Annotated in this window: 18 protein-coding genes; 11 read left to right on the top strand and 7 right to left on the bottom strand. The window is 42.6% G+C overall.

The genetic code is table 11. The annotated features are described in order from the left end of the window. The first annotated feature begins 17 nt into the window (after positions 1-17). Entirely contained in the window at positions 18-671 is a 654-nt protein-coding gene (locus IV40_RS03185) for a DedA family protein (RefSeq protein ID WP_057768941.1), read from the top strand. 50 nt (positions 672-721) lie between these two features. Here IV40_RS03185 and IV40_RS03180 read toward each other — a convergent pair whose 3' ends face one another. Both IV40_RS03180 and IV40_RS03175 read right to left on the bottom strand, forming a co-directional pair. Beyond that, complete coding sequence (locus IV40_RS03180) at positions 722-1,729, bottom strand: D-2-hydroxyacid dehydrogenase (RefSeq protein WP_057768940.1); 1,008 nt, start codon at positions 1,727-1,729, stop codon at positions 722-724. Between the two features lie 75 nt (positions 1,730-1,804). Then, the gene (locus IV40_RS03175; RefSeq protein ID WP_057768939.1) at positions 1,805-2,752 is read right to left on the bottom strand and encodes an NAD(P)-dependent oxidoreductase; all 948 of its coding nucleotides are present in this window, start codon (positions 2,750-2,752) and stop codon (positions 1,805-1,807) included. 121 nt (positions 2,753-2,873) lie between these two features. Between IV40_RS03175 and IV40_RS03170 the strand changes: the two genes are divergently transcribed. After that, complete coding sequence (locus IV40_RS03170) at positions 2,874-3,800, top strand: ROK family protein (protein ID WP_057768938.1); 927 nt, start codon at positions 2,874-2,876, stop codon at positions 3,798-3,800. A 44-nt stretch (positions 3,801-3,844) separates the two neighbouring features. Here the strand turns inward: IV40_RS03170 and IV40_RS03165 are convergent, their stop codons facing one another. Continuing rightward, positions 3,845-5,041: an acetate/propionate family kinase gene (locus IV40_RS03165; protein ID WP_057768937.1), complete on the bottom strand. Its 1,197-nt coding sequence runs from the start codon at positions 5,039-5,041 to the stop codon at positions 3,845-3,847. Positions 5,042-5,264: 223 nt separating this feature from the next. On the opposite strand from IV40_RS03165, the gene IV40_RS10865 reads away from it, so the two are divergent. Next, the gene (locus tag IV40_RS10865; RefSeq protein ID WP_164478928.1) at positions 5,265-5,414 is read left to right on the top strand and encodes a hypothetical protein; all 150 of its coding nucleotides are present in this window, start codon (positions 5,265-5,267) and stop codon (positions 5,412-5,414) included. 52 nt (positions 5,415-5,466) lie between these two features. Here IV40_RS10865 and IV40_RS03160 read toward each other — a convergent pair whose 3' ends face one another. Beyond that, entirely contained in the window at positions 5,467-6,651 is a 1,185-nt protein-coding gene (locus IV40_RS03160; RefSeq protein WP_057768936.1) for an MDR family MFS transporter, read from the bottom strand. Positions 6,652-6,867: 216 nt separating this feature from the next. Between IV40_RS03160 and IV40_RS03155 the strand changes: the two genes are divergently transcribed. From IV40_RS03155 to IV40_RS03125, 8 genes are all read left to right on the top strand, one after another. After that, complete coding sequence (locus IV40_RS03155; protein WP_057768935.1) at positions 6,868-8,937, top strand: collagen-binding domain-containing protein; 2,070 nt, start codon at positions 6,868-6,870, stop codon at positions 8,935-8,937. A 213-nt stretch (positions 8,938-9,150) separates the two neighbouring features. Next, the gene (locus IV40_RS03150; RefSeq protein ID WP_057768934.1) at positions 9,151-9,846 is read left to right on the top strand and encodes a WxL domain-containing protein; all 696 of its coding nucleotides are present in this window, start codon (positions 9,151-9,153) and stop codon (positions 9,844-9,846) included. Between the two features lie 60 nt (positions 9,847-9,906). Beyond that, positions 9,907-10,947 (top strand): WxLIP family cell surface protein, encoded by a 1,041-nt coding sequence (locus IV40_RS03145; protein ID WP_057768933.1) that lies wholly within the window; start codon positions 9,907-9,909, stop codon positions 10,945-10,947. Between the two features lie 489 nt (positions 10,948-11,436). After that, positions 11,437-11,568, top strand: coding sequence for a hypothetical protein (locus tag IV40_RS10965; protein WP_269082190.1), 132 nt, complete (start codon positions 11,437-11,439; stop codon positions 11,566-11,568). Positions 11,569-11,733: 165 nt separating this feature from the next. After that, positions 11,734-12,585: a PRD domain-containing protein gene (locus IV40_RS03140; RefSeq protein ID WP_162258842.1), complete on the top strand. Its 852-nt coding sequence runs from the start codon at positions 11,734-11,736 to the stop codon at positions 12,583-12,585. Positions 12,586-12,686: 101 nt separating this feature from the next. Then, positions 12,687-14,258 (top strand): PTS transporter subunit EIIC, encoded by a 1,572-nt coding sequence (locus tag IV40_RS03135; protein ID WP_057768931.1) that lies wholly within the window; start codon positions 12,687-12,689, stop codon positions 14,256-14,258. 22 nt (positions 14,259-14,280) lie between these two features. Continuing rightward, entirely contained in the window at positions 14,281-15,480 is a 1,200-nt protein-coding gene (locus tag IV40_RS03130) for a MalY/PatB family protein (RefSeq protein WP_057768930.1), read from the top strand. A 9-nt stretch (positions 15,481-15,489) separates the two neighbouring features. Beyond that, positions 15,490-15,975, top strand: coding sequence for a PTS sugar transporter subunit IIA (locus tag IV40_RS03125; protein ID WP_057768929.1), 486 nt, complete (start codon positions 15,490-15,492; stop codon positions 15,973-15,975). A gap of 103 nt (positions 15,976-16,078) precedes the next feature. Here IV40_RS03125 and IV40_RS03120 read toward each other — a convergent pair whose 3' ends face one another. From IV40_RS03120 to IV40_RS03110, 3 genes are all read right to left on the bottom strand, one after another. Next, entirely contained in the window at positions 16,079-16,933 is an 855-nt protein-coding gene (locus IV40_RS03120) for an IS3 family transposase (protein ID WP_162258841.1), read from the bottom strand. Continuing rightward, entirely contained in the window at positions 16,930-17,445 is a 516-nt protein-coding gene (locus IV40_RS03115; RefSeq protein WP_057768928.1) for a helix-turn-helix domain-containing protein, read from the bottom strand. Before IV40_RS03115 ends, IV40_RS03120 begins: the two co-directional genes overlap by 4 nt. A 62-nt stretch (positions 17,446-17,507) precedes the next feature. Then, positions 17,508-18,272, bottom strand: coding sequence for a ChbG/HpnK family deacetylase (locus tag IV40_RS03110; protein ID WP_057768927.1), 765 nt, complete (start codon positions 18,270-18,272; stop codon positions 17,508-17,510). Between the last annotated feature and the right edge of the window lie 236 nt (positions 18,273-18,508).

The following is an 18,508-nucleotide window of genomic DNA, read 5'->3' as shown; positions in this document are numbered from 1 at the left end:
TGAAAGGATAACGACAAATGGAACAAACCTTGCTGCATTTTCTCGACCAGGCTGGCTATTTTGGAGTGTTTGTATTGATTGCACTCGAAAATATTTTCCCGCCGCTACCCTCAGAACTGATTTTAACGTTTACCGGTTATTTAACGCTGCATACACAGATGAATCTGCTCGGCAGTGCGCTCGCTGCCACAGCCGGCGCCGTCGTCGGGGCACTTGCCCTCTATTGGGTCGGTTATTTATTCAATCTTGAACGTTTAGAAAAGCTGGTTCATACCCGTTTTGGCCGCATGATGCGACTGAAAATGAGTGATTTTGAGAAGGCGGCCCGTTTCTTACAGAAACATGGCCGCAAAGCCGTCTTCTTCGGTCGATTCGTACCCGTCGTGCGTAGTTTAATCTCACTGCCGGCAGGAATGGAAAAGATGCCGCTGACGCCGTTTATATTGTTAACGGCAGTCGGCTCATTTATCTGGAACGTCGTCCTGATTTTTGCCGGTCAGAAAGCCGGTTCGGCTTGGAATCAAGTCGCCCAGTATCTCGACGATTTCTCACTACTGTTTGCAATCGGATTTGCAGCCTTGCTGCTCTTCGGAGCCTACCAATTTTATCAAAAACGCTTTAAGCAAAAAGTTTCACATGAAACAAAAGTGAAACAAAAAGAAATGGACTAAAAAAAGCCTTCCGAAAATTTTCGGAAGGCTTTTTCATGCAAACTGGCAGATTAGTCGAATTTAACTTCTGTGTCAGCCTTGCCTGTTGTAACCATGCTGTTCAAGGCATCGAATGAATCGTCAACCATGTTCTTAACAGCAGTGTGTGTATAGAAGGCAACATGTGGTGTCACAATGATGTTTTCTTGCTTGATCATGTCAACTAAGACAGGGTTCTTCTTAGCAACTTCGTCTAAGCTGCTGAACTTGTTGTTGAAGATACCAACTTCGTTTTCTTCAACATCAAGGAAAGCACCAGCAGTCTTGCCGGACTTAACGGAGTCAAGTAATGCTTGGCTGTCGAGCAAGTCGCCACGAGCAGTGTTGATGATGTAAGAACCATCTTTCATTTCTGCTAATGTGTCAGCGTTAACTGTGTGGTAGTTTTCCTTTGTAGCAGGAGCATGTAATGTAACGATATCAGCTTGCTTGAACAAGTCGTTCACATCGTCAACATAGATGCCTTGTGCGTCTAATTCAGGGTTCTTGTAAACATCGTAGCCGATAACCTTTGCACCAAAACCTTCATGATAGATCTTGTATGCAGCACGACCGATACGGCCTGTACCAATGATACCAACTGTTAATGTTTGTAATTCACGGGCAATATCTGGTTTCCAGCTGAAGTTGCCTTGCGCAATCTTCGTACGGAATTCAGGCATGCGACGGAGTAACATCATTAAGCCAGCCATTTCGAGTTCGGCAATAGCTTCTGGAGAATAGCTAGGAACGTTTGTTAAACGAACGCCGGCCTTCTTCAAAGCTGGGATATCAACGTTATCAGTACCAATATTACGTAATGAAATGTACTTGATGCCGTATTCGTTCATCTTTTCGAAGACGCCAGCTGTGTATGGTAATTGCTGATATGCATTGATACCATCGTAGCCTTTAGCCTTTTCAACAGTCTTGTCAGTCAATTGGTCTGACAATAATGTTACATCAACATTGTGTTCCTTTGCCCATGCTTCTGCATATGGACGTTCATCGTCACGAATATCGTAAGCGATTAACTTCATGTTCTATTCCTTCTTTCTTCAATTATATTTCCATTATAGACGAATTTTACAGAAAAAGGGAGGGGGAAAAGCACTTTATTTTTTCGGCGTGTTTAACGGCCATTGCGGTTCCTGTCCAGACAAGACACGATCGACTTCGGAAGCGGCACCTGTTGCCATTCGTTCTTCGGCTTCGGTGGTATTGGCGGCCATATGCGGCGTCAAAAAAACATTGTCGAGTTTGTACAACGGACTGTCCATTGGGAGTGGTTCTTCTTCGAAGACATCGAGTGCGGCGCCGGCAATCTGTTCATTTTCCAAAGCATCGACCAAGGCATTGGTATCGACAATCGCACCACGTGACAAATTCAGAAAATAGGCGCTGGCTTTCATTAAAGCGAATTCATGGGCGCCGATACTGTGGATGGTCGCTGGGACAGCGGCCAGATTAGTGGTAACAAAATCGGATTTAGCAAATACTTCGTCACGAGCAACTTGGCGGCCATATTCAATCTCTTTCGGCTTGCGATCCCAGACGAGCACGTTGCATTTGAAAGCTCTGACGAGCTGGGCCACATGCTGGCCGATATGGCCGTAACCGATGATTCCAATCGTTTTATGCATCAAGTCCATGCCGGGATTGTGACGAGGATAGTTCCAATCGCCATGCCGCATGGCTTCGGTATCATGATAGAGATGTTTCGACAGTAATAAAATATCGGCTAAAGTTGTTTCAGCCACTGTGGTCGCGTTGGCCAAAGGAGTGTTGGTGACCCAGATGCCATGGGCAGCGGCGTACTGGCTGTCGACATTGTCATGGCCGACACCGTGGCGGGCGATGATCTTCAAGTGCGGCAACTCCGCAATTGTGTCGTTTGAGAATGGGGCCGCCGTTAAAATAATGGCATCGGCATCCCGCCCTTTTTCAATAATATCGCTCGGCTCGTTTTCGTTGACAGGAATAATGGCATAGCCATGTGCGGTCAGGAGCTCCTGTCCAGCTTGTGCGAGTGTATTCGGAATGATTACTTTTTGTTGTGTCATAAAAAGAACCTTCTTTCCTTGTTTGCCTCATTTTAACGCATTTGCGAGTCACAATTTAACCTTTACTGCTTAAACTTTTTATAATTAAGACATAAGTCATGGAAAGGGAAGGTGAAGGTTTATGGCAACTTATTTGGGTATCGATATCGGCGGGACGCAGATTAAATACGGCTTGTTCGATGACAAATATAATTTGAGCAACAAAGGCGCAGTCGATTCACCCACTGGGGACAATGGGCTGCAGGACTTTATCAATGCCGTCGAACAGATTATCAATAAACTTGGCGGTACGAAGTTGGACGGGATCGCATTTAGTTCGCCTGGCCGCATCGATCGCAAGCAGGGGATTATCCATGTCGGCGGCAGTCTGCCCTACCTTGATGGACTCAATGTGAAGCGAACTTTCGGCGAACAGTATGAAAACACACCGATTGCCGTTGAAAATGATGGCAAATGTGCCGCTTTGGCCGAAGCTTGGCGGGGCAGTTTGAAAGATGTTCATAACGGTGCTGTTATTGTCTTAGGAACTGCGGTCGGCGGCGGGATCATTCTAAATGATCGTTTGTATCGGGGTCGCCGTTTCTTAGCCGGCGAACTCAGCTACATGATTACCGATATGGATGCCAAAAAGCGCACCGATCAGTTTATTTCCAATAATTCATCGGCTGTCGATATGATCCAAGCTGTCAATCACGCCATCAATAACGATGCCAACAAAGACGACGGTTTTGCCGCCTTCAAGGCCATCAATGACAGCGATCCTCGTGTCAAAACTATTTTTGAAACGTACGCCCGTGATGTCGCCGCCCTTGTTTTGAATGTCCAGACCGTTCTCGATTTGGATACCTATAGTATCGGCGGCGGGATTTCATCCGAACAGCGCCTGCTGACGGAAATCAATCGCCAGTACGACCTCAACACGTCCTCCTGGCCGCAGCTCGAAAAGACAATCTACCGTCCGAATATTGTAGCGGGGCAGCTGCATAACGATGCCAACCTGTACGGTGCCATGTATAATTTACTGACACAGGAAAATCATAATATCTAATCATATGAAAAAACCTTCGCCATGGCGAAGGCTTTTATGATTTATTAAACTAATTGTCCCAATCGGACGACATCACGTGCAATCATCAGTTCTTCATTTGTCGGCACGACCATGACGGTCACTTTGGAATCGGGCGTGCTGATAATTTGTTCATGATCCACATCGGCGGCATTTTCAGCTTCATCGAGCTTGATGCCGAAGTAGCTGAGCTGGTTGACGATGCGGCTGCGGATTGCCGGTGCATTTTCTCCAATTCCAGCCGTAAAGACGAGCACATCGAGCCCCTTGAGAAGGGCCACATACGAACCGACGTATTTAATGATTCGATTGACAAAGATGTCGAGTGCCAAGTGGGCCCGTTTGTCGCCGGCTTTTTCAGCGTCCAGCAAATCACGAATATCGGAGGAAATTCCAGAGATTCCTAAGACACCTGATTTGGTATTTAAAATATCGATCATCTGGTCACTTGAAATCCCAAGCTTTTGAACTAGAAAAGCCACTAATGAAGCGTCAATATCGCCGGAACGAGTCCCCATGGTAATCCCGGATAATGGGGTGAAGCCCATGCTGGTATCGACCGATTTGCCGTCTGCGATTGCATCAAGGGAAGCCCCATTACCAAGGTGGGCCACAATCATCTTCAGATCGGCTAATGGCCGGTCCAGTAATTCGGCTGTTCGCTGCGACACGTAACGGTAACTAGTCCCGTGAGCGCCGAATTTGCGGGCACCGTATTGCTCGTAATAATCGTAGGGCAGGCTGTATAAATAATTGACGGGTTTTAAAGTTTGGTGGAAAGAAGTATCAAAAACAGCCACTTCCGGCACATCCGGCAGTAATTTCATGAAAGCCCGAATGCCGGCTGCCTCAGCCGGATTATGCAGTGGTGCATATTCGGCCAGTGATTCGATTTGAGTGAGTGCCTTTTCGTCGACCAACGTCGAATGCTTGAAAATTTCACCGCCGGCCACCACACGATGGCCGACCCCGTCGATTTCATCGAAACGAGTAATGATTTTAGCCGAGAGCAGCTGGTCAAGCAGGATTTCCACTGCGACCTGGTGATCAGGGATGGCCAGCTCTTGGGTCGTGCGCCGCCCTTGATACGTCAGCGAGACAGTACCTAGCGGCTGACCGAGACGATCGGCGTCTCCCTTGGCGATAACCGTTTCGGCAGGCATTTCAAATAATTTCCATTTTAGCGATGAACTTCCGGCGTTGATGGCGAGTACTTTGGACATGTAATGAACTCCTTATCCGTAAAAAATAGTTTCATAAGTAAGCGCTTATGAAGAACTGAAGCATTTATCTTATAGTCATCATTATCATACTGGAGCCTTTGCAAAAAAGCAATTGCTGGTTGGAGATAAAATGGATGGAAAATTGCTTCACTTTTTAAATTTAGCGTTATAATTATCACTGTAAAGTTAAATATAATTTCTTTTGGGAAGAGGCGACACAGTGATGGCACAAAAGTTAAGCAAAGAACAAAAGAAAGCTATGATCCAAAAAGCTGAAGAAGATCGTGCTAAGAATCCGAAGAAGAAGGATGGCAAGTCTGGCTTTGAAACGATCGATGCCGAAGCTGAAAAGCTCCAAAATGAAGACAAATAATCTGATCTATTAAAAAAAGGTCCGCAACAGTGATGTTGCGGACCTTTTTTGTTTATTCATAAACTTTGATTTTGTTCTTGAGCCGGAAAGTGACAAATTGGGTAATTGCTATGAAGACCAGCATCACAGCCATGCAGACGATGAACAGCAGTTTGTAACTGCCGTGTTCAATCAGCAGACTGCCTGCCAAGGGGCCCAGCGCACGTCCCAAAGCAGGGAAGGCACTGATTAGACCTTGATAATGTCCCTTTTCGTTGTACGGCGATAAGTCGTTGACCAACGCTGGAACGGATGGAAAGGCGGCTGATTCACCCAAGGTCAGGACGCACATTGCCAGAATAAACTGCCAATACTGATGTGCGAATAATAAAATCCCGAACGAACTGACACAGAGCAGGAATCCTAAGTAAATCTGATGATAGATATTTTTCAGGATGCGTCCGTCGTTCCAGTTGATGAACAGCTGGGTCAATACAATCAAGCCGCCGTTAATCGTCCACAATAAACTGTAGTTGCGCAGCGGAATCTTGAGGTCGGTCATGTAGACGGATAAGTTGCTGAGCCACTGTTCATAAGCCATCCAGACGATGAACAAAGTGATTCCGAAAATGTAGATCAGAATCATATTCGGACGGGGCATCTTCTGCGGTTTGCCGGTTTGTTTTTTGACCGCCGGCTTCTTGCGTGGAATCGTGACCCGATAGGTGCGGGACGCCACAATAAAGAACAGGAAATAGAGTGTGGCCGCAATCACAAATAAGAGCGAGAAGCTGTAGCCGTAGATGAAGCCGACCATCGATGTCCCGATCACATTGCCGAGATTTTGGAAGAAGTACAGCATGTTGAAAACATACCGGCCGTCTTTGTCTTGAATCGTCGTCCCCAGCGAGTTCAATAGCGTCAGAATAATCCCATTGCCGAATCCGATGATAATCAGCAGGATTGGAAAGACAGGCCAGCCATTTGAAAAGATCAGGATGATCATCGGGATGCCCGCCGTTACGATCGCCGCTAAAATAATTTTGTAAGGCTGGATTTTATCGAACAGGCGCCCGCCAACGAAGTTTCCCAGAATGCTGGCGAGCGAGTTGAATAGGAGGACGATCCCAACGACGACCAGGCTTTCCTTGAGTCGTTCATGCATGTAGACCGTGGTCAGCGGCCAAATGAAACTATTGCCGATGTTACTGAACAAACTTCCGGCCAATAACCATTTCAGTTTTAGTTTTTTTTGCACATTTATTCCCCTTTCTCTAATAATGTTTATATATTGCTCTCATTATACGTGAAAATGACTTTTTTTACCTCCCTAAATTTAAATTTCAGAAAACCGTATCTTATGATTATATTTATAGGAGAAAAGTTTGTGAAAAGTGTGTTTCTACCCTTAAATTGTGATATTATTAACTATTAGAAAAGACTGAACACGCAAGGCTCGTGGAGGATAACAAATTTGCAAGATTTGAAAAAAATATTTATGATTGTTGGTACTGCAATCAGTGTGGGGATTGTTTTAGCACTATCATTATCGATTTTAGTGAACCCGAACTCTTCCCGAGCAGCTGCAACAAGTGAAAGCGTTTCAAAAACGCCTGAAAATGTGTCTATGCAAACGAGTACTTCTAGTATGTCCAGCTCCAGCAATTCCAGTGCCGCTTCGAGCAAATCAAGTTCGAGTGCGGCTAGCTCATCGAGTAGTAAGAAGACAAGTACGAAATCAACGGCGGCGACGTATCCGTTGGAAAATCATGATTTATCTTATTTAACGACACATGGTTATGCGTTAGGGGTGGCGTCTAATTTTAATATTTTTGCGACAGGGACCTACTCGCAATCATCAAGCGTTGGAAATGCACGTGTTGCAGCAAATAAATTCGTATCTAAAGGATGGATGTCAAAAATTGGATGGACAGATTCTAGTTCTGGAATCGATTCGCATGCATTAGTCGTTGACCATTTATCTGCTGATGCGGGTGACACGACCACTGCTTCAACAATTATTGCCAGTGATAAGACTGATGGCGTGTTTGCAGCTAGCTCTGCTAATACAGTTCAATTGTCAAATAGTCAAGGAAAAGCTGTTACTACTGACCCTCTTAATTCGGTAAAAGACTTTACTGATAATGGAATTGCAAGCTTTTCAGATGCAGCGACACAAGTTCAAAATATTAGTGACTTTTATGGCTCAGCAGATGATATTAACAAAACCTTTTCAAGTAAGTTCGTAAATGTGACGAACTTGACGACTGACGACCTTGAAAAATTTCAAAAAGGCAATACTGTCGAAATTGATGACCCAAATGCAGAAAGAAAATGTTTAGTTGTTAATATTCCAGCTACGACGGAAAGCGAGCTAAAAGAGGATACTGATGTCATTAATATTAACATCAAGTATGTGACCAATTTGAAGGAAGAACCAATTGTTGTTTTAAATTTTCCGGATATGACTGGTGAATTATCCACAAAAAATGGTTCGGATATTGTCAACGTAACATATGGGACGGCTGATAATCAGACGAGAATTATTGATAAGAACCATTTGTTGCTCAATTTTGCTCAAATCCCTAAGTTAACATTCAATGGCGCTTTTCTCGGTACTATTATCGCGCCCAAGGCTAGTGTTGAAATTGATCAACTGAATGCTACTGTTACTGCAATTGCAGCTAAAAATGTCAATGTTACAACCTCAATTACTACGGATGGACCAACTGGTGTATTTAATCCTGGTGATTTCTCAGATCCTAATAATAGTGCTAGTGGGGGTGATTCAACCACTACAAAATCGGTTCATGCAAGTGTAAAGCATGTTAATGATGACGGCACCACGTCGAGTACCTCGTTTGATAGTCCAGCGACAATGGCTACAAAATTCACCTATAACGATACGGTTCGTTTCCATTTGGATTGGGCGGGTTATGACAGCGACAATTTGTATTATTCGTTGGATGACGGGACGACTTGGACTAAATTAGATCCTACTTCAACCGATACGGATACTAAAATGAACACTTACGAAACATCTGACAAAACAGACTTTTATCCAGCACGAGGATTAAAACTGTCTCAATCTGAAACAAATGATACCGATGGTTCCGGTGAATCAGTAACAATGGCAACACCAACTAGTCGTAAGGTAATGTTTGCTTTAGCGGCAGGAGATCCGTCTTCAGCAACACCAGATTGGGAAAGCAGTATCACTTTGAATTTGAACTCTTTCTCAGTTTCCGTTCCTAAAACAGTTCCGTTTTCTAAAATTGTCGGCATGGATACGGCAAACAAAACTTTGACCGTTACACCTGAAACGGCTCCAGAGATTACGACGGTGAATAATCTTGGGGCACCGTATAAATTGACGGTGCAAACAGATCCGAGTTCGAGTTCAACGACACCGACGGAAACGGATCAAAATGTCTTTTTAAATGGCGGCAGTAAAATGACTTATACAAATGACACTTCGGCGACAAACATTCTGACTGATCCTGCTACAATCTTGCAGCAAGAAGCAGCAACGACAAGCGTTTAGAAGAATGCGGGGGTGGTGACAAGGGCGACCATGCCAACCTTTAAACTGGTTGTACCAACGAACTTGGAAAATACACCAGCAACGGTTGGTTTAACGTGGGCCGCTACATTAGGCTCATGATTCGTTATTTACATTGTTTTATAAGTTTGATATTATCTTCACTAGCAACCCAGACGGTGGAACACATACACAAATGGAGGAATAATAACACATATGAAAAAAACATTTTTATTGGGCACATTATCAGCTGTTGCATTAATGATGGTCGGAACAGGTGCCAACCAGGCATTTGCTGCTGGTGATGCAGCTACAAGTTCAAGTGAATCAACGACAACAAGTGATACTTCAAAAAGTACAACCGCACAATTTGAAGTTGAAAATGGTAAGTTACAACTAACAGGTGCACCTGATCTTGAATTCGGCTCGCATGATTTAAAATCGTTGGCATCAGATCGTAGTGCTATTGATCTTGAAACGGGTGGTGACATTGTTGTTTCAAATTATGATTCAACAGTATCCTCTTGGCAGGTAACAGCACAGGCCTCGACCTTCAAGAATGAAGCTGATTCAAGCAATGAGCTGACAAATGCAAAGATGACAATTACGCCCGCTGCTGCAGTGGTTAGTGGCACCGGTGATACAGCATCTTCTGCTACTCAATCTGCTAATACAGCGTCTACAAAAGCAGCATCTGGTGACAATGTGGTTGGCACGGCTGTTCCTGTTTTAAATAGTACTGCGGACAATGCTTTAGGTATTACAACTGCTACTGTCGGTAAAGGCAATGCTACACTTGATTTATCAGGTGTTCCTTTGAAAGACCTTAAAGGTGGCGCTACTTACACAGCAACGATTGACTGGGAACTGTCTAATACAACTGTGGCTCCAACAGCTTCATCGATTAAATAATTTGATTTCTGAGATAGACTGAGACTTTCTCAGTCTATTTTTTTAGATAAAGGAGTTTCTATGAAGAGAAAATTACATTGGCTTATTTTAGGACTGTTCTTTTTGTTTTTAGGGACTGTTACGGATCAGCCAGTCCGAGCGGCGGAAACTAGCGGGACAGGCCTCAATGTGACGGCACAGATTCCTGAGAATCAAATCGATTCAAGTGCGAGTTACCTTGATTTGAAGGTTGCGCCGAATCAAACACAGACACTGACCTTAAAGATTAAAAACGAACGCAATCAGACGAGAAAAGTAAAGGTAACACCCGTTTCAGCATATACAAATGCAAATGGAACGGTAGCCTACCAGCAGCATGTTTCAACTACAAAATCGAATGCACCTTACCAGTTTTCACAGCTTGTTTCGACTGGGCAAACATTAACGTTTGCACCCAAAGAAACAAAGACGGTGCAATTTAAACTAACAGTGCCTGCTGAGAAGTTTTCTGGGCAAATTTTAGGTGGCTTCTATATCATTCCACTTAATCAGGTCCAAAAAACAAAGAAAAAGGGCATTGTTATCAATAACAAGTTTTCGATGTTGTTAGGTGCAAATTTGCAGGAAGATTCTTCCTTAAAAACACCTGAGATTGCTCTTGGAAAGGTGACGCCAGGTTTGCTTTCAGGAACCACCACCATCTTTGCCAATCTCCGCAATAATACGCCGACACTATTTGGACAGATGAAGGTTGTTGCCAAAGTTTCTAAAGCCGGCAGCAGCAAAGTGCTGCATCAAACAACGAAAACGAATTTGTCCATGGCCCCTTCCTCTAATTTCAATTACGCAATTGACTGGGGTCGGACGGCTTTTCAGGCCGGCAAATATCACTTACATCTGGTGGCGACATCCGGCACCAAAAAGTGGGTTTTTAACCGCAACTTCACGATTACACAGGCTAAGGCGGCGAAGTATAACAAGAAGGCTGTCAACTTGAAGAAGAATTATTTGTGGCTCTGGATTACACTGGGAATTCTGCTGTTGCTCTTGTTGTTGGCACTTGTTTATTATCTAGGTCGTCGGCAGGGCAATCATCAAGGAAAACATTCAGAAAATGAATAAAATAAAAAAGACGCTGGTTTTTCAGCGTCTTTTCTTAGGCATTATAAAATTTATTTTCGTATCCATGTGAATGTATTAACAGCTCATCTTGAAACAATCACAGCTCAAATAACGTCCCTATAGCAACGAGTTAAACTTTGCGACGAGAAACTTTAAGCGTAACCTTCTCAATTTGACTGGATGAGTTTAATCTGCCTCCCTTCCACGAGTAAAACCTGATCAAATGAAGGTTTGATGCGATTAAAGTTTTACTCTTTAATTTTTTTATACACTGATTGGCTAGTCTGGTCAAACAAACATGCTCGCAAATTCACAATAATGTATAATTATGCAAACACGGGGATTCAAAATGAATCGGACTTGATTTTTAGTGCAAAATTTCTTAAAATTAGACATCGGGGTCTGTTTAATCGTAATTTCTAATATGAACGTATGATCATCATCAAAAGATGGACAGATTGAAAACCAACGATGGAAGAAGGGAAAATCATGTCACAAAATACACATAAGGGTGTTACAGGGCGTCGTCGCCCAACATCAAAGATCAACTCTGAAAAGCGTCGTCGTGCAACAGATGCTGTTTTAGACACATTGAAGAAAGCATCACAAGATGAAAAGTAATTTTTAAAGAATGACACAAATTTATATTTGTGTCATTCTTTTTGTCTTAAAAACAAATAATTTAAAAAAAGTTGTTGACATCAAATTAAGAGATGGTAGTATTACATACTATAAACGTTTACATAAAATGAATTGATGCTTTTAAAAAATTAATAGGTGATTATCTTGCTAATCTTACAAGTATTAAACAACAACGTTTTACTCGTAGAAGATGAGCAAGGTCAAGAGAGGATCGTTTGGGGACGTGGGATCGGATTCCATGCTAAAAAAGGGTTAGGGTATCAAGTACAGCCTGAGGATAAAATCTTTTCAGAAGTGCCGGCGGATGATGAACAGTGGGTTGATTCATTCAAGGAACTGTCCAGTAAGATTCCGCATGAGTACTTTGAATTGACAGAAAAAATTATTCAATTGGCACGTGCACAAGTTGATACGGAGTTTGATCAACATATGTTGATTCCACTTACCGACCACATTTTCTTCGCGGTAGAACGCTTTAAAATGAATTTGGATTTAAATAATCCAATGCTGTTTGATCTTCAACGCTTTTTTACACAGGAGTATGCAGTTGGACAACAGGCACAGCAAATGATTCATGATTTTTCAGGCGTCCCTATTTCGGACGATGAAGCAGGATTTATCGCTATCCATCTTGTTGAACATGAGATCACTCAATCTACCAGCCGTATTTCTAATTTTTCTAATTTTTTAGAAATTACAACGGAAGTAAATGATATTATTCAGACTAGTTTCGGAAAGAGTTTTTCTGGCGATGATGTTTCGATGAATCGTTTGATGACTCATATTCATTTTCTGATTATCCGTGCCAATTCACATTCGGAAAAGACGAGTTCGCCTGAGGATACGGAATTGTTGCACAGACTCATGTTTCATCATGCAAAAGCAACTTGGTGTATGAAACGAATCGTAAAATATTTATCAGCGAAAATCGATTATCGATTTTCGGACGGAGACAAATTATATTTATTGATTCACCTCATCCACATAACTGAATAGGGGCTTGTAACTTTAAGTAGGCAACACCCAATAATCAAAGGACTTTTTTAAGTACCCTTGATTGTTGGGTGTTTTATTTTTCGAGAAATGGGGAGAGTCGAATGGAAAAGACGAGTTCAGAAAGCAACAGCTGGAAGACGAGATTCTATGCCTTTATGCAAAATCTGGGCAAGGCATTTATGTTTCCAATTGCTACTTTAGCAGCCATGGGGATCTTAGTTGGGATTGGGAGTGCGTTTACGGCGCCATCAATGATGGAAAAGATTTCTTTTCTAAGAATTCCAGCAGTAAATACGATTTTTAACTATATCAATACAGTCGGGAGCTTCGGATTTACTTATTTACCGGTTATGTTTGCAATGGCAATTCCGTTCGGACTTGCTAAGCGTAATAAAGGCGTCGGAGCAATTGCTGCTTTTGCCGGTTATATTTCTTTAAATTCTGGGATTAACTTCATGCTGCAGCAGCAAGGAAAACTAGTTGCACCAGCAAAAATGCAGGCTGCTGGCCAAGCAAACGTGCTGGGAATCCAAACGCTTGAAATGGGTGTTTTGGGCGGTATCTTAGTTGGTTTAATTGCATATGCACTGCTCGAAAAGTTCCAAGAAGTAAAATTGCCGGATGCATTTTCATTCTTTGGCGGAATTCGGTTTGTACCGATCATTTCTGTGATTGTGAATTCGTTAGTGGGATTGATTATTCCATTTATCTGGCCGACGTTCCAAAACGGAATTATCGGATTAGGCCATTTGATTCAAGAGGCTGGTATTTTTGGACCGTTCCTGTATGGGATTGCTCTTTCTGTTTTGAAGTTAATGGGTCTGCATCATATTTTATTGGCAATGGTTCGCTTTACTGATGCCGGCGGGACTGCAGTTGTTCATGGTAAAGTCATTCATGGTGCTTTAAATATTTTCTATGCGCAGTTGAACGCAGGTGTCCCGATTTCTGGTAAAGCAACTGCATTCTTATCGCAAGGATTTATGCCAACCTTCATGTTCGGGCTGCCAGCCATTTGTTTAGCCATTTACTTGACCGCTAAGCCGGAAAATCGGCCCCGGATTAAAGGGATTTTAATTTCAGCAGCGTTAGTCGGATTTGTTTCTGGTATTTCAGAACCAACTGAATACTTGTTCCTCTTCATTGCACCAATGCTGTATGTGTTCCATACGATCATGGAAGGACTTTCCTTATCCGTCATGATGTTGTTAGGCGCCCACATGGGGAATACCGATGGCGGTGTGATTGACTGGATCTTGTTTGGATGGCTGCAGCCTAATTCAAGATGGTGGCTTGTCATTCCAGTCGGAATTGCCTGGTTTGCAATCTACTTCGCCTTCTTCCGTTGGTACATTTTGAAGAAGAATGTGAAAACACCTGGCCGTGAAGATGCAGGCGATGTTGTGATGACAAAGGGAGCCGGCGTCTATGACCCTAAAGTAATCTTGGGGGCTTTAGGAGGGGCTGCAAATATTGTTTCGATCGATAATTGTGTGACACGTTTGCGCCTCGAAGTAAAGGATCCAACTAAATTGGATGAAGATAAGTTAAAACAATCAGGGGCACTTGCCGTTATGAAAGCTAAAAACTCAGTGCAAATTGTATATGGGGCACAGGTTCAAAGTGTTAAGGACGGTGTCGAAAAAGAAATGGGCGGAGCAGCTTTTGCCTGATATAAAAAGGAGAGTTTGAGAAATGGTACAGTATGATTTTGATCATTTAGCCGACCGCAAGATTGATAATGCTCGAAAATGGGACTATGGCATTGTTAAGGGAAAGTTTCCTAACGTACGTGCGGACTTTATTCCGCTGTGGATTGCAGATATGGACTTTAAAGCGGCTCCCGAAATTCGAGCGGCATTATCAACGATGGCTGTTAATGGTGCTTATGGATATACTTATCCAACAGAACGCTGGTATCAAAGTGTGATTCAATGGCAGGCAGAACAACATCATAATCATGTTGAAAAAGAATGGCTTACACTTGGATACGGAACCGTTCCGAACATGCATGTCTTGATTCAAGCAATGTTGAAACCAGGCGATTCGATTCTACTGAACACGCCCGTTTATGGCCCATTTGACTATGCAGCTGAGCATAATGGTATTGATGTTGTCGAAGTACCGCTACTTAAAAAAGGGCCACGTTATTATTTAGATTGGGATGGTTTGGAATTAGCAATGAAGGAACAACATCCTAAGATTTTATTCTTCTGTTCACCGCATAATCCGTCTGGACGTGTGTGGACAAAAGCAGAATTAGAACATGTTGCAGCACTATGCTTGCAGTATCATGTGCTGATGGTTTCTGACGAAGTCCATTCTGAACACATTATGACAGGAGAATTTACTTCAGCCTTGCAGCTGCCGGAAAAATATTTGCAGAATCTGGTAATGTTCACATCGCCAAATAAAGCGTTTAATTTAGGCGGTTTGAAGCTCTCCTATTCAATCATTCCCAATGCTGAGATTCGGGCTTTATTCCGTCAACAGTACGAACGCAATTCGGTTACATCGCCCAATGTACCTGGGCAAATTGCGATGACGGTTGCGTATGAGAAGTGTGGCGAGTGGTTACGGCAATGTGAGGCTTATATTCGTGAAAATCTGCGGATTACACAAACATATATTGAAAAGGATTTTCCCGGTTGGGAATTGATGGACATGGATTCTTCCTATTTGCCTTGGGTGGATGTTTCCGCTTCTGGAATCGATATGCATGAAATTGCACAGGTAATGGCAGAAGATGCTGGGGTTGTCGTCGGAATTGGGGATGATTATGTTGCAAATGCAGACCACTTTTTACGCCTAAATTTAGGAACTTCGCATGCGGTTATCGATGACGCAATGCAACGGATGGCAACCACTTGGCAAAAAATGAATGTAAATAAATGAGGTGTAAGTATGTTTGGATTATTCAAGAAAAATAAGCAATTTGATTTTGTCGCGCCAACAAACGGTGAAGTAATGCCGATTACAGAGGTTTCTGATGCAATGTTCGCACAGAAAATTATGGGCGATGGTTATGCAGTTAAACCGGCGGAAGATGCCTTTTATGCACCTGTTGCGGGAACGATTCAATCCATTTTTCCGACAAAACATGCGCTCTCATTCGTAACGGATGACGGAATTGAAGTATTGCTGCATTTAGGTGTCGATACAGTGGAATTAAAAGGCGCACCGTTTGAGATTACCGTCAGCGAGCAGCAGCATGTAAATGCCGGTGATCGCTTGGGGAGCATGGATCGTCAGCAGATCACGAGCAGTGGGCGTGATGATGTTTTAATTGTCGTCTTTACCAACATGGATAAAATCAATGCAATGGATGCGGTTGAAACAAGCAGTGTGAACCATGGCGACGTGATTGGAAAAGTTACAGTAGCCGGTTAAGTTCGACAGATGAAAAGTCATTCAAAAAGCCTATCGCAAGTGTGAACCTTGAGGTATACCCAAAAAGTTAAAGTGAATATAGTTTTATATTTGTCTGTCTTTTCTAGGCGGCTTGGTGTCGATACTCGATCGGCGCTAAGCCGCCTAGTTTCATTTGTATGCGAGAATTATTATAGTATTTAATCCATTCGTTGATTGCTCGTGTTAATTCCTTTGAGGAATTGTAGTTTTTCAAATTACCCAATTCAACTTTTAATTTATTAAAGAAGCTTTCAATACATGCATTGTCTAGACATGTCGCCCTACGGGACATGCTTGGTGTGATATGCGCCTTCTTCAAGGTATGTTGCCAAATATGATGCCGATATTGCCATCCTTGATCAGTGTGCAAGAATCGTTTATAAGATTCATTGGGCAATCTTTTAGTTAAGTCATTTAGTGGCTTCAATGCAAAGCTTAATGTGGGACCTTCTGAGGTAATTGCGTAAGTTAAAATTTCGTTATTATAAAGATCCATAATTGGTTCAAGATAGACTTTCTCTTGCGTACTAGGAATTTTAAATTCAGTTATATCTGAAACCATCTTTTGAAATCTTCGATCAGTTTTAAACCGACGGTTAAGTCTATTTTTAACTCGTTTTCCTTCAGGACCTTTTGAAGAATCGTATTTACGTACTTTTTTCCGATATCCTTCCCCATGAATACCTAGCTCTCTCATAAGCCGATAAACATGTTTGTGATTGACCGTAAGGTCAAAGTCACGTTTGATCCTTTCTGTTAATCTTAGAACGCCTAAATGATGATCCTGATTCCAAATATACATCATGATGTCCTTCAGATAATGTTCTTTATCGCCTTTTTTGAACTGACGTTGCCAATAAAAGAAAGTTGATGGAGCGATGGGCAAAAATTTCAAAAGATCAAATAACTTGAATTTGGCCTCTAAGATACAAATCACTTGGGCGATTTCTTTGTGAGTTGCTTCTTCGAGGCCAATAATTTTAACGCTTCGTTTTTAATTCGTAATTCGAGATTTTCATCTTCTAATTGTTTGATACGATTTTGTTCTGGAGTAAGTTTTTGTTTGTTCTTTGGAGTCTTATTTGTTTTTTTAGTCATTTTTGGTTTACGTCCTTTTGTTATAGACATTAAACCATTTGGGCCTTGATTGCGATATATTTCTTTCCACTGCTTAATCTGTGCAATTCCTAAATACCCAAATTCAGCCGCAACTTCTGTATATGATGCATGATTTGTAATTGCCCATCTAGCTAATTTAATTCTAAAATCTGGTGTAACTTTCGGAGGATCAAGCAGGACACTTTTTCCATGAGTCTTATAAGCTGCCACGAGCATTCTGAAGTTAAACAACGTAATGCCATATTTATCACCAATCCCTCGAAGGGATTGCTTTCCCTCACAATATTCAATCAAAGCTTTTAATTTGGTTTCTTTTGAAATTTTGGTCATAAAAATACCCCTAAGGTTTTACTTCAACTTTAGGGGTACAGCTCACCTGCGGTAGGCTTTTTTTAGTGTGTTTTTAAAATTTGATAATCGACCAGCTGGTAGTGTTTGTGCAGCCAGTCTTGCAGGTGCGGATCGATCAAAGTGGCAAGGTCCCGGCAGCGGGCCAATGTTAGCTGCGAATGATCCAGCAGAAATTGGTCGACATAACCTGGATGCAGGTGGAGTTCGATGATATTTTCCGGCAAATCGTTCAGATTAAGATGATCCTTCGTAAACTCACTGCGGTGGATGCCATGCTGGAAAAGCGGCACGATTGTGTCAGGTGCCGGCAGGCTCGTTGTGTGCCATTCTGCAGGACTTTGCGAAGTTCCCATAAAGAAGTAGCTGGCATGAATCTGATTCTGTTGTGCGAGTTGATAAAGCACCTGTGCGAAGGGTTGGCTGGCGTATCCATACATACTCAGCTGCTGCGGCACGGTACCAGTAATTTCTTTAAAACGCTGGATTTGTGCGTCGCCTTCGATTAACAAGGCATGCTGGTCGATATGTGTGTTGGTTTCATTGGCGGCGAGAAACCCGCCGTTCTCATCCAAGAGCGAACCAATCGCCGGATCATTTGAAACGGGTGCTCCAAGAATAAAATTGAGTTGTAGACCGATTAGGGCAGATGTGTGTTCATGGATCAAACGCAGTCCACGATCCGAGGTCGGCAGATTGACGAGCGCCGATGCGGATGTTGCCGCACCAGAACGAATAGCTTTTAGAATCCCGCAGCTGACCCCATCGGAAAGTCCAAGGTCATCTGCGTTGATAATCAGCTGTTTCATCACGGGTTCCTCCTCCTTAATAATTATTTGTGAATTTGCTTCATGTTAGCACATTTTGGGTGCAGACCGGTTGCCATACGATTATGAATATTTTTATAAAATTGGGAGTTGGCAAATCGTAAAAATATTATATAATTAAAAGGTTGCCGTCACTTGCTGAACGGCCAGCCTTTTTGACAAACGAAAGTATTTTGTCATAGCACACAAGATGTGGTATTTCAACTATTATTTTACAC

It is taken from the genome of Lactobacillus selangorensis, from assembly GCF_001437205.1.
Classification (GTDB): domain Bacteria; phylum Bacillota; class Bacilli; order Lactobacillales; family Lactobacillaceae; genus Paralactobacillus; species Paralactobacillus selangorensis.
The sequence above is the reverse complement of the archived record's forward strand: the minus strand, read 5'-3'. Positions and strand labels throughout refer to the sequence as shown.